This is a genomic window from Pseudomonas sp. MF09156 (genome assembly GCF_059862305.1).
The window spans coordinates 124,672-137,370 of record NZ_JCBCUR010000008.1; the positions used below are offsets into that span (position 1 = coordinate 124,672).

Genomic DNA, 12,699 nt, shown 5'->3' on the forward strand with positions numbered 1-12,699 from the left:
TAGAAAAATTTGGGTTAAGACCATGTTGCGTTCCCATTTACCCCTTAACGCACTGCGCGCGTTCGAAGCCTCTGCCAGGCATTTGAGCTTTACCCGGGCGGCCATCGAGTTGTGCGTGACCCAGGCGGCGGTCAGTCACCAGGTCAAGAGCCTGGAGGCCCAACTCAACGTCACCCTGTTCAAGCGCCTGCCCCGTGGCCTGATGCTCACCCGCGAAGGGGAGACGCTGTTGCCGGTATTGCGCGAGTCCTTCGATCGCATCGCCCAGACCCTGGGCCAGTTCCAGGCCGGGCATTACCGCGAGGTGCTGACGGTGGGCGCGGTGGGCACGTTTGCGGTGGGCTGGTTGCTGCCGCGCCTGGCGGATTTCCAGGCGCGCTACCCGTTTATCGACCTGCGTTTGTCGACCCACAACAACCGCGTGGATGTGGCGGCTGAAGGCCTGGATTATGCGATCCGCTTCGGCGCCGGCGCGTGGCATGGCACCCACGCCTGTGAGTTGCTGGCGGCGCCGCTGACCGTACTGTGCGTACCGGCGATTGCCCGCCAATTGCAAGGCCCGGGCGATGTGTTGAAGCACACGCTGTTGCGCTCTTACCGGGCGGATGAATGGAGCCTGTGGTTCCAGGCCGCGGGCTTGCCCGCCGACACCCTGGTGCCGCGCAGCATCGTGTTCGACTCGTCCCTGGCGATGATGGAAGCGGCCTTGCAGGGCAATGGCGTGGCCCTGGCGCCGGCACTGATGTTCTCCCGCCAGTTGGCCCAGGACGTGATCCGCCAGCCGTTCGACGTGGGCATCACCACGGGTAGCTACTGGCTGACGCGCCTGCAATCACGCGCCGAAACCCCGGCGATGCAGGCGTTCAAGCAATGGTTGTTGGAGCAGGTGACGGGCCTGTAGGTACCTGGCTTGCCGGACGCCATCGCTGGCAAGCCAGCTCCTGCACTGGGGGGGCCGTTCGTCGATTCAAGCCGGCCCTTGGGCCGGACTGAGACAAGTCCTAGGGGTTGCCCCGACCCTTCTAACTCCTATTGCGCCCCCCATCAACTGACCTCTACTTGCGGTGCGTAAAGTGTCATGGTGGTGGTTTCCTTTCGTGAGTTACGCCAGTTGGCGCGGTTCATCGTGACCATGGCCACGGCGACCATAAGACCGGTCTCAAACACCAGGCGAGGGTCAATACGCCTCAGTTGGCAGGGGTGGCCATTGGTGGGTCAAGTCCACAGCCGTTGGCGCAGGACAAACGTCTCGATGGTGTGGGCGGCGTGTTCGATCGAGGTGTTGGCGCTATCAATCACGATGTCGGGGGCTACCGGGCGCTCGTAAGGTGAGTCAATGCCGGTGAAGTGCTTGATCAGGCCTTTGCGGGCCTTGGCATAAAGGCCCTTGGGGTCGCGCTGTTCGAGGACCGGCAGCGGTGCGTCGATGAAGATTTCAATAAAGTCGCCAGGGGCGAACAGCGCCCTGGCCATGCGTCTTTCCTGCTCGAAGGGCGAGATCAGGCACACCAGGGTGATGACCCCGGCATCCACCATCAACTTGCCGACCTCGGCGGTGCGTCGGATGTTTTCCTTGCGGTCGCTGTCGGCAAAGCCCAGGTCGGCGGTCAAGCCCTGGCGCAGGCGGTCGCCGTCGAGCAGGCAGGTGTGCAGCTGTTTCGCGTGCAGGCTGGCCTGCACGCAATTGGCAATACAGGACTTGCCGGCGCCCGACATCCCGGTGAACCACAACAGCAATGAGCGATGCCCTTTAAGGTTGCATTGGGCCTGGCGCTCGACATCGAACGGGTGGGGCACCAGGTCCGGGGTTTCCCGGGGGCGAGCGAAGGGAGGCATCAGGGGCATCTCCTGGGGGCGCGCACGCCAGTCAAAACTCGATCACCGCGCGGTAGCGCACGGTGTTGTTGCGTAGGGCGTCGAGGGCCTGGTTGATCTGCGCCGTGGGAAAAATATCCACCAGGGGCCACACATGATGTTCGCTGGCAAATTCCAGCATCTTGAGCATGTCGTGGCGCCCGCCGACGTTGGCGGTGCTGACGGTCAGGGTCTTGTAGGTCATGGCCGCAATATCCAGCGTGACCGGGCCGGGCATCCCGGCAAAGCACAGGGTGCCGTGGGGGCGCAGCAGGGCGATGGCGCGCTCCCAGTCCTGGTCGTTGGAGGCGGTGACCAGCAGGAAGTCCAGGGTGTTTTCCTGGGCCTGCAAGGTGGCCGGGTCCAGGCCGTGGAAATGACGGGCCCCCAACTGCAAGGCCTGGGTTTTTTTGCTGGTGGAACTCGACAGTGCGGTGACGGTGCAGCCGAACTTGGCCGCAAACTGGATGGCCAGGTGGCCGAGCCCTCCGATGCCCAGCACCCCCACGCGCATGCCCGGGCGGGTGCCGCGCAGCAGCGCGGTGAACACGGTCTGCCCGGCGCAGAACAACGGAGCGGCGACATGGGAGGGCAGGTTGTCGGGGATCGGGAACACGAACCGGCTGTCGCAGGTCATGAAGTCGGCAAACCCGCCTTTTTGCCCATCGGCGCAGGTCGCCACCACCGCCGCACAGTGTTGCTCCTCGCCCTTGAGGCACCATTCGCACGCCAGGCAGGCGCCCTTGTACCAGCCCACGCCAACGCGCTGGCCGGCAGCCAGGTGGGTGACCGCCGAGCCGCAACGCACCACCCGCCCCACGACCTCGTGGCCGCACACTTGAGGGTATTGGGAGGCTTCGCCCCAATGGCCTTCAATCAGGTGCAGGTCACTGGTGCAGGCGCCGCAATGGGTCACTTGGATTTCCACGTCGTTGGCCCCCGGGTCCGGGCGCGGGTAGGTGAAAGGTTCCAGTGGCGAGCCCGGGCCATAGGCGGCCCAGCCGTGGGTGGTGCGTGTCATGGGGTCACTCCTGTGTAAGGGTTAAGGCCGCGAGATAGTGCTGGGTCCATTCGGCGTCGATTGCCGGGCACTTGAGGTGATCGAGCAGCAGCGGCGGTGGCGGGTGGAAGTGGCTGAAGTCGTCGATGATCATTGCCAGGATCAGCAGCGTGCGTTGCAGCACGGCCTGGCCCGGGGCCTGCGCCTTGAGTCGGGCTTGCCATTGCGCCAGGGGTAGGGGCGCGAACTGCGCGTGGCCCAGCAGCGTTTGTATCCAGGCGCATAGCTGCGTCCAGGGCAGGTTCGGTGCGGGGTTGTACAGGTGCTGGAGCGGCGGCAAACCCAGGGCCTGGCCGTGGAGGGCGGTGTGGGTGAACACCTGTGCGACATAGTCCACGGGGGTCAGGTTCAGCGACCAATGGGCTTCGTCAGGCCAGGCCTTGAGCGCCAGGCAGCTGCGAATCAGCAGCCCCACATAGTCTTCCTGGTTGATCGATGAACCACTGCCCGGGTTGGCGGGGGCGCTGATGTCACCGCAGCGCAGGATGTTCAGGCACAGCCCACGGCTTTGGCAAAAACCCAGCGCGAGTTGTTCGGCCACCAGCTTGGCGCGGTTATAGCCGGTGGAGGGGACCGGCTCTGGCAGGGTCGAGGCGAACACCACGGCCGCACCGCTTGCGGCGGCCAGGCCCAATACCTCGACTACGCCACCGACGTTGGTCTGGGCCAGGCGTTCATAACTTTTTAGCCAGTTGACGTCGGCGGCGCAGTGAATGATGCAGTCCACCTCCTGGCACAGGCTTTGATAGGCCGCGCTCGACATGCCCAACCGTGGTTGCGCCAGGTCCCCGGCCAGGCCCACGACCCGTGCGCTGCCAGGTGTCAGGCCCAGTTCGGCGATGCGCCGCTGGGCCTGGGCCGGATCATCGGCGCGCACCAGGCACAACACCGTCTGCACCCCGGCGCTGTGTTGCAGCTCGGCAACCACCCTGCGCCCCAGATACCCGGTGGCGCCGGTGACCAGCAGTGTGCGTCGGGCCAGGCGGGGTGGCACCTGGGGCAGGTTCGCCACGGCCGTGTTCAAGTGCGCCAGATAACGCTCGGCGTGTGCCGTGACCGAAAAGGCCACTTCCAAAAGCGGCGCGCCTTGCAGCCGATGGGCCAACTGCCGGCTGATCCCGGCCAATGTCGAGTCACGGGTGATGTCGGCAATCGTCAGGTCGGTGTCGAACGCGCGGTTGATGCGATTGATCAAGTCCAGCAGCAACAGGCTGCCGCCAATCTCGATAAAGTCGCTGTCCGGCCCCAGGGTGACGCCTTGCAGGTTCATGCAGCGCGCCCATAACCGGGCCAGGCGGGTTTGCAGCGGCGTCAACGGCGGTTGCTCGTCGGCCAGCGGTGTCAGTGGCTGTTGCAGCAGGGCCTGGGCGCCCAGGCGCTTCTGGCTGGCACCTGCCGGAATCGAGGCGGCCAAAAAATACCCCAGCGGCACGCTGAAGGCGGGCAGGTGCTGGCCCGCCCACTGGCGCAGGGCGCCGGCAGTGGGGGGCTTGCCGGAGTCCACGGCGCATATAAACGCCACCAGCTGCAAGTCCGGGCCTTCGCCACGGGTGGTGACCAGGGCGCTGCGCACCTCGGGATGGGCCATCAACACGCGCTCGACGTCGGCGCTGAAGATCTTGAAGCCGCGCACCTTGAGGTGGGTGGTCGCGCGCCCGATCAGGTAGACCTCGCCGGCCTCGTCCAGGCGGACCCTGTCGCCGGTGCGCAGCAGCCGCGGGGCCAGCGCTGGGCACTCCTGGGCCAGTGGGTTGGCCACGAATGCGCTGCGGTTGGCCGCATCGTCCTCCAGGTAGCCGACGCTGAGCCCCGGGGTCTGCACGTACAGTTCGCCGTGGCCACCCAGTGGGGTGCAATCGAGGGCCGGGTCGAGCACGTAGGCCTGGGTGCCAGGGGTCCATTGCAGATGGCCGTCGGGGGCGACTAACGCGACGTCGCCCGCTTCATTGGAGCCATACAGGTCGATCACCCGGCAATTGGGCAGGCAGCGCACCAGGTTCTGCCGCGTGGACGGCGGCAGTTGTTCGCCGCTCAGCCACAGGCACCGCACGCCGGCAAAGGCCTGATTGAACGCGGGCTCATCGTGCATCAGGCCTGCGGCCAGGCTGGGGGTGATCATCAATTGGCTAAGCTGGCCATGCTCGACGAATGCCCGCAGGGCCTGGGGGTCGAGCACCATGGCGTCGGGCATCAGGCACACGGTGGCGCCGCTGAAAATCGGGTAATACACATACCCGGCCATCCAGGCGTTGAGGCCCACCCGATCACCCGGGCGGATGTGCTGTTGCCACAACGCCAGGGAGTCCAGGCGGCCGTGCTCGCCGATGGTGACGATCTTCGCCGTGCCGGTGGTGCCGGACGTGAGCAGGCCGTAGGCCAGGTCATTTGCCCCCGGTACCCGGTGGGGCAAGGTGGCGGGCCGGGCGGGCGTGGCGGGCAGTTCATCGAACACCAGGCTGGGGTAGCCGGGCGGCAGGTCATTGAGGCTGCTGCTGTCGCCGATCACCACCACCGGCCGCAGATTGGCCAGGGCCTTGGCAGTGGCCTCCAACCCATACCAATGGGGGATGTCGAGGTAGGGCCAGCCCAGCAGGCTGCACGCGGTCATGCTGATCAGGCTGCGCAGGTCCTTGTCCAGGCGGATCGCCACCCAGCCGCCGTGGGCACACTGGCTCGACAGGCGCTCGGCCAGCGTCACGGCATGGGCGTGTAGCTGCCGCGCATTTAGCTGCCTGTGGGGCGTCATCGCGACCAGGCTTTCGGGAGCCTGCTCCAGCAGGCGCAAGAAATGTTGCTGCCACGACAGGCCCGGTGCGATGGCCGCGCTGGCGTAGCGGTTGCTGGCGATTTGGCGTGCGCGGCTGTGCAGGCTTGCGTTGCGCGCAAGGGTGGCCAACTGAGCACTGATTCGCGGCCCCTGTGCAGCAGGGGTGTTTGGCTCGAGGGTAATCAGTGGCAGGCCAAGGGCCCTGGCCGAGGCCGTATCCGGGGCCACCAGGCACAGGAACCGCTGGCGCGCCTGCTCGGGAGAGCAATAGGTCAAGTGCTCGTTGGCCGTCAGCAGCACCAGCGGCCCGTCCTGCAACAGCGCCAGTTCACGCAGGGTCTGGTCGCTCAGGGTGTGGCTGGCGCTGTCCAGCAGCCAAAGGGCATAGTCGTCGGGCAAATGCGCCGCCAGTTGCAGGGCGCGCTGGCACTGCTCGTCGGTGTGGGCCAGTAACAGCACCTGGAGCCGCGTGGTGGCGGGTTCATGCAGGCACTTGAGGTGATCGGCTGTATCAGCCTGGCGTTGCCAGCTGGCGCACAGCTGGAAAAACCGATAAATCACCTGCTTGTCCCGGGCCGTCTGTTCGACGATAGGCGGGAAATCCATGGCCGGGTGCGTCACCTGGGCGAACCCGCACGAGCGCTCGGCGTCATCATGCCAGCCCTTGAAAAACTGCCATTGCGCGACCTGTTCCGGCTGCCACGCCAACAGCCTTGGGGAATACTCGATGCCGGCAAAATCGCAGAAGCGCAGCAGGGTGCCCTGGGGGTCTGCCATCAAGTCGGCGTCACTGTCCAGGTACAGCACGTGATCGCTGGGGCAATGCTCCAGCACCAGGCCATGAATGCGTGCCAGTTCATCGAAACCCGACTCGTCGGCATCGAAATAGGTGGTGCCGCCGCCCTGGCTGACGCGATACAGCGACTGCATGACCGCCAGCGGCTGGCGCACCAGGAACACATGCTTGAATGCGGTCAACCAGGCGCCATCGATGGCCTGGAAGTCGAAGAAATAGGCGATCTCCTTGGCACATTGCAGGTGCTGGGGTTCGGCCGGACGTTGGCTCAGCAGGGCCAGCGCCTGGCTGTAGTGGGTGATGCCCGCAGGGCCTTGCGCGGCCTGGCGGTTGCGCTCGATCAGCGCATGCTTTGCCGGGAAGTGTCGGGCCAGGAACGGCTCCGACAGTTGTTCATGCAGCACCTTCACGCCCGGGTGTTGCATCACGGCGCGCTCGAAGGCGGTTGAGCGGCTTCTGGAAACGGCCCACACAATCACATTGGGCAGATGAGATGACGTCAGCATAAACAGCTCCTGGGCAGGGCCTGTGCACGTGAGGTATCTACAGCTCGCCAGCGGGTTTTTTCAGCGCAAGGAAACCCGAGAGCAGAATGAGGACCAGGCCGGTGGCGGTTCGGCCGTTGAGCATTTCGTTGAACAGCAGGGCGCCCCAGGCGATGGCGAAAATCAGGTAGGTGTAGTCAAACGCGCCGATGATCGAGGTCTCGCCAATTTGATAGGCCTTGGCGATCCCGATGCTGACCAGCACCATCAACACCGCCAATACGATCATGATCCACCAGTCGGCCTGGCCCATGGCCGACCAGCCGCCGATCAGGAAGCGCCAACCTTCATTGCTCGGGAAATGGGGGCCGGTCTGCATCACCACCAGGCTGCCGAGCACACCGATCACCAGCAGCGCGGCATTCATGGCCAGTGCCAGCAGCATGGGGTCCTCATCGGCACATTTGCCCTTGGTCACCACCACGGCGAGGGCGTACAGGATGGCGGCGAGTACCGGCAGCAGGGCATAGGTATTGAATTCTTCGGTGCTCGGCGCCAGGGTGATCAAGACCCCGACAAAACCCAGGCCGATCGCCAGCCATTTGCGCAGGGTCACGTCTTCCTTCAATGAAAGGGCCGCGAACAACGCAATGAACAGGGGCGTGGTGTAGATTGCCAGGGCAGCGATGGTCAGGCTGATAAAGGGCAGGGCGCCGTAAAAGGCGATCCACATCAACGACAGCAGCAGGCTTCTTATCACCACCCACAGCGGGGACAGTGGGCGCAACTGCGCGGCGCCGCGCATGTGCACCACTAATGCCAGCAGAATGGCGCAGGCCAGGACGGAGCGGATCACATACAATTGCCACATTGACGTATCGGGACTGGTCGCCTTGATGATGGCGTCTGACACCGACAGCAAAAATACCGAACCCACCACGATAAGAATGCTTTGTCGGTTATCGGTGGCGGTTATCGTAGTGCTTCCAGACATGAGTTTTCCTTGATTGGCCTGCAGTAAGGATTCTGGGTGAGCACTGGTTGTATTTAAAGTGACTTATGGTTACGCAGAAGGACTGAAAATTATGGATAATTTCAAACGCTCACTGCCTCCACTGTCCAGCCTTGTGCCTTTTGAAGCGGCGGCGCGACTTGAGAGCTTTTCCAAAGCCTCAGAAGAGTTGCACCTGACCCAGGCAGCCATCAGCAAACAGGTCCGTGCCCTCGAAGAATTTCTCGGTGTTGCTTTATTTACCCGTAGAAACCGCGCGGTGTTCCTCACGGCGGCGGGGGTCGAATTTCGCGATACCGTGCGCACCGCCTTCCTGGGCATTGCGTCGCAAGCCGAAGACCTGAAAAAAGGCCGGGACAACAGCGAAGTGGTGCTGGTGGCGCAACTGTGCGAAGCCTTTTATTGGCTGACTCCCAATATTCCCGCGTTGCACAACAAGCACCCCGAGATCGAAGTGCGGCTTAACGCATCGACCCAGCCCATTACCGAAACCGCGGAAAAATTTGATATCGCCATCCAGACCTCGGGCCGGGCATCTGGTGACCACACGCGGTTGTTTACCTTGAGCGACGAAATCTACCCGGTGTGCAGCCCCCGTTATCTCGCGTCCTTTGGCAGTACATCGCTGGCCCTGGCAGACCTGGCCAACCTGCCGCTGCTGCACCATGTCGCGGTGCCGCAGGACTGGAGCACCTGGAACGATTGGTTGCTGGAGTACGGCATCAAGCTGGGCGACCCCAAGGGCAAGTTCTTCGACAGTTATCCGGTGATGATGCAGGCTTGCGTCGCGGGCTTCGGTTTTGCCCTGGGGTGGCGCAGGACCACTGAAAGAATGCTGGCCAGCGGTGAGCTGGTGCGGCCCTTTGCGCAATCGACCCACTTGCCGCAAGCCCTGAGCGTCTACAAGTGGCGAGACGCCAACCTGGGCCCGGCAGCCCGGCAGTTGCTGGAATGGTTGAAGTCGTCGTTCGCCGACTGAGGCTAAGCGCTGCCCTGCACATGGGGGGAGCGTTTGTGCCCTGACTGAGCCGGCAAGCCGGCTCAGTCAGGGGCATCGGCCTACACGGGCCTTAGCGATCTTCGGCGAGCAGCAGGCCGAGGGCTGCCAGGGTTTTTTTCTGGATGTCATGCACGGCGTGTTCGCTGTTGGCGCCCAGGCCTGGGTCGACGATAAAGCGCCCCTGCTGGTAGCCATCACTGCTCAAGCCGCGCTGCACGCTGGCGCACAGCGGCACATCTTCTTCACGAATCACCGCCACAAAGTCGATGACTTCCTGTTCTTCGCGCGTGGGGGTGGCCGCCTCGCAGAACCATTCGACCACCTGCACGGTGTGATCCACCGCGAGCGGGATGTGATGCAGCACATTCATATAGCCTCCTGGGTAAACCTCCAGGCAAAAATTCGGCCATAGGTACCAGGCGCCAAACTGGCGGGACTGGGCTGAGGTCTGCTTCATCGTATATCCCTGGTTCTCACCGCTGTCGTGGCTGACATGGGCGTGGTAATGCTCATGGATCGCCAAGTGGTAGCTCTTCAGGTCCAGGGTGGCCATGGACAGCGTCGGGTGGCACATCGGGCAGTGATAACACTCCGAATAGTTCTCCACCGAAACCTTCCAGTTCGACTGCACGCTGTAGTCCTTGGAGTAGGCATGGACCAAGCGTTCCGGTGCGGGGGCGAACGCGCGGATGGAGTCCTCCAGGCCAGGCAGCAGGGTTTGCATGGAGGCGCAGTGGCTGTCGAAGTTGATAAAGATAAACCCGCAAAATACCTCAAGGCGGATGGGTGCGAGTTGCACCTGCGCGGTGCTGAAGTTCTTGACGTGTTCGGACTTGCGCGCACTGATCAGTTGGCCCTGGGTGTTGTAGGCCCAGGCATGGTAAGGGCAGGTCAGCAGCCCGGGCACATGCCCGCGGCCCTCCACGAGCCGATGTGCACGGTGCTGGCACACATTGTGGAAGGCCTTGAAGGTGCCATCCTGGTCCTTGACCACCAGGGCACTCTGGCGGCCCAGGTCGCGTACGTAATAGTCGCCGACCTGGGCCAGGGCTGACACGTGGCATACGTACTGCCAGGTCTTGCAGAAAATCAGCTGCATTTCCTGCTCGAACAGCCCGCTGTCCACATAGTGTTCGCTGGGCAAGGTGAAGGATGCAAAGGGGTCGGCGGCAAAGCCTCGAGCCAGGTGCGGGGACGATGGGGCGCTGGACATGGAACCTCCATGGATCAACGGGGATAAAGGGGTGGGGGGCTCAGCTGTACTGGGCGAGCGCCGATTCGAAACACCGGGGGTCAAGGTCAAGCCCCAGCCCCGGCCTGTCCTGTACATAGGCGCGGCCCTGGCGAATATCGAACCCGCCCGTGGCCAGTTGCACATCGTGGTGGCGGCAACAGTTCCAGCTCGCACGATGAAAACGCGCCGGCGTCGCGGTGGCCAGGTGCATGACGGCGCTGTCGGACACCAGCGTGCCGCCGACGTCCTCGATGTTCATCTGGATCCCGTGATGGAGGCAGAAGTCGCGCAGTTGCCGGGCCTTGGTCAAGCCGCCGACCCGGGCGATTTTCAGCCCGATGACCTGGGTGATGTTATGGCGCTGGGCGTACACCAGGTCGGCCAGGGTCACGATGGACTCATCCAGGATGATCGGGTTGCGGGTCAGCTCGCGCACGGCGCGGCATTGGTCCATGGACTCACAGGGCTGTTCGAAACACACCGTGGGATCCTGCACGCTGTTCATCACCGCGACGGCATCGGCCACCGTCCAGGCGCGATTGACATCGAAGGTGATCACCTCGCCCGGCAGGCGTTGCTCGATCAGGCTGTTGATCCGCGCGACATCCTCCACGACACCGGTACCCACCTTGCACGAATGGGTACGATAACCCTGCTGGCGGGCGGCTTGCAGGTGCGTTGCCATGTGCTCGGGATCACCTGTGGGGATGCTGCTCTGCAAGGCAATCGAGGCCTGGAATTTGCCTCCCAGCAAGGCATACACCGGCAACTGGCAGTGCTTGCCCAGAATGTCCCAGCAGGCCAGGTCAATGGCCGCTTTTACATAGGGGTGCCCGGGCAGCATGACGTCCATGCGCTCGTTGATCTGCTCCAGGTACAGCGGGTTCTCCCCCAGCAGGTGCGGCGCCAGTTCCGCGATCCCCGCCCGTACGCCTTTGGCATAGGCCGGCAGGTAGGTGGCGCCCCATGGGCAGCTTTCTCCCACCCCCTGCAAGCCGCTGTCGGTGCCGATCACCACCACGGTGGAGTCCAGCGCGGCATAGTGCAGGCGCCCGCCGCTGAGGCTGTATTTTTCCTTGAGCGGCACATCGAACTGATAGACCTTGATCGACGTTATTTTCATGGCGCACATACCCCCTCGGCGAGGGCCAGGCCCGGTATCCGGCGTGGGATGGCCGCATCCAGGATCGATTGTTGGAAGATCCGGTTGATCACGCTCAGTTGCAGCGCGTGGCGTTTTTGCTCGACCACCGCGATGCTGTCGAAACACGGCTCGTAGCTGTCCAGGTGTTCGGCCACCCAGCTGGGGCCACAGCTCCAGTTGACCACCTGGGTGATCAGCGTCGGTGACAGGCCCATGGCGCTGCCGATCTCAGCCGCTTCGCCAAGGATGACCCGGTTGATGCAAGCGAGAAACTCCACCAGGTGCCCCGCCAGCTTGATCTTCTGATTGTCGGTAAAGGTGATGCCGCAATGGAACGCGTGCGGCAGGGTGGGGGTGATGCGACCGAAGGCATCCTCGGTAAAGGCGCCGCTATGGCGATAGGCGCGATTGGCTCCGTAGGGCGAGGGCGCCTGGAAGCCCGGCAGGGCAAGGGCAATGCGATTTTCCTGTTCGCTCAAGGCGGCGATCTTGACGTGATTGTCCTGGCTGTCGAACTGTGCGCCTGCCTGTCGATAACGCTCAGCGACGATGCGCCCCAACGGCATCGCCACTCCCAGCTCATCGGCCAGCGCCTCGGTGAGGTTCATGTCCTTGACCGTGATCTCCAGGGTGCAGGAATGGTCATAGCTGGCGTCGAGCATAAAGGGGGTCAACTGGTTGCTGACAAAGCAGTTGCCACGGGAGGTCTTGACGAAATCCCACAGCCAATGCAGCGGGATCTCATGGGCCCTGGCCAATACCAGTAACTCGGCCCACACGGCGGTCGCAGCGTAGAACAGTAGGTTGGTCAGCAGCTTGACGGACTGCCCGGCGCCGATCTCGCCCACGTAAAACGCCTTGCGGCCCATGGTCTCCAACACGTTGCGGCTCAATTGATAACCGCGCTCATCGCCCCCGATGTAAAAGCACACGTTGGCGAAATCCACCCCCATGTGCGACAGGTTGCTGACCGGGGCTTCCAGGCTGTAGATGGATTTTTGCCGGGCCAGCCCGGCGATGTAGCGGGTGTTGTGGTAGTCGGTGGTGGAGGTGTCGATCCACACCGAATGCGCCGCCATCCCGGCCAGCGCGCCGTGCGGCCCGGTCATGTTTTCCAGTACATGATGGGGCAGAGGCAGGCAGGTCACGACCACCTCACAGCCACTGGCGCACAGTGCCGGGGTGGCCTTCCAGCAGGCACCGGCGGCGATCACCGAGCGTGTGTGTGCCGCGTCGATGTCATACACCTGCACGGCGTAGCCGGCGTGCAGCAGGCGCTCCACCAGGGGGCGGCCCATATTTCCGACGCCGATGAAGGCGATTTTGCTTGGCGTTGCGCTGTCCATA

Annotated in this window: 9 protein-coding genes; 2 read left to right on the plus strand and 7 right to left on the minus strand. The window is 63.6% G+C overall.

Going from position 1 to position 12,699, the window contains the following annotated elements:
• Positions 1-22: 22 nt before the first annotated feature.
• Entirely contained in the window at positions 23-901 is an 879-nt protein-coding gene (locus tag AC19YY_RS19130; protein ID WP_170041575.1) for a LysR family transcriptional regulator, read from the plus strand.
• A 314-nt stretch (positions 902-1,215) separates the two neighbouring features.
• On the opposite strand, the gene cysC is transcribed toward AC19YY_RS19130, so the two are convergent.
• From cysC to AC19YY_RS19150, 4 genes are read right to left on the minus strand one after another with little or no spacing between them, the layout of a single operon-like run.
• Entirely contained in the window at positions 1,216-1,836 is a 621-nt protein-coding gene (gene cysC / locus AC19YY_RS19135; protein ID WP_172314822.1) for an adenylyl-sulfate kinase, read from the minus strand.
• A 31-nt stretch (positions 1,837-1,867) separates the two neighbouring features.
• Positions 1,868-2,875, minus strand: coding sequence for an NAD(P)-dependent alcohol dehydrogenase (locus tag AC19YY_RS19140; protein WP_169955276.1), 1,008 nt, complete (start codon positions 2,873-2,875; stop codon positions 1,868-1,870).
• Positions 2,876-2,879: 4 nt separating this feature from the next.
• A complete protein-coding gene (locus tag AC19YY_RS19145; protein ID WP_500604662.1) occupies positions 2,880-6,983 on the minus strand; it encodes an SDR family oxidoreductase in 4,104 nt (1,367 codons plus the stop codon).
• A gap of 37 nt (positions 6,984-7,020) precedes the next feature.
• Positions 7,021-7,956, minus strand: coding sequence for a DMT family transporter (locus AC19YY_RS19150; protein WP_169955274.1), 936 nt, complete (start codon positions 7,954-7,956; stop codon positions 7,021-7,023).
• 91 nt (positions 7,957-8,047) lie between these two features.
• Between AC19YY_RS19150 and AC19YY_RS19155 the strand changes: the two genes are divergently transcribed.
• Positions 8,048-8,953 (plus strand): LysR substrate-binding domain-containing protein, encoded by a 906-nt coding sequence (locus AC19YY_RS19155; protein WP_170041572.1) that lies wholly within the window; start codon positions 8,048-8,050, stop codon positions 8,951-8,953.
• Between the two features lie 91 nt (positions 8,954-9,044).
• Here the strand turns inward: AC19YY_RS19155 and AC19YY_RS19160 are convergent, their stop codons facing one another.
• The 3 genes from AC19YY_RS19160 to AC19YY_RS19170 are packed head-to-tail and all read right to left on the minus strand — an operon-like array spanning position 9,045 to position 12,698.
• On the minus strand, positions 9,045-10,187 hold the full coding sequence (locus tag AC19YY_RS19160) for an aromatic ring-hydroxylating oxygenase subunit alpha (protein ID WP_500604663.1): 1,143 nt from the start codon (positions 10,185-10,187) through the stop codon (positions 9,045-9,047).
• Between the two features lie 40 nt (positions 10,188-10,227).
• Positions 10,228-11,331 (minus strand): mandelate racemase/muconate lactonizing enzyme family protein, encoded by a 1,104-nt coding sequence (locus tag AC19YY_RS19165; RefSeq protein ID WP_170058041.1) that lies wholly within the window; start codon positions 11,329-11,331, stop codon positions 10,228-10,230.
• Positions 11,328-12,698: an NAD(P)-dependent oxidoreductase gene (locus tag AC19YY_RS19170; protein WP_500604664.1), complete on the minus strand. Its 1,371-nt coding sequence runs from the start codon at positions 12,696-12,698 to the stop codon at positions 11,328-11,330. Before AC19YY_RS19170 ends, AC19YY_RS19165 begins: the two co-directional genes overlap by 4 nt.
• Between the last annotated feature and the right edge of the window lies 1 nt (position 12,699).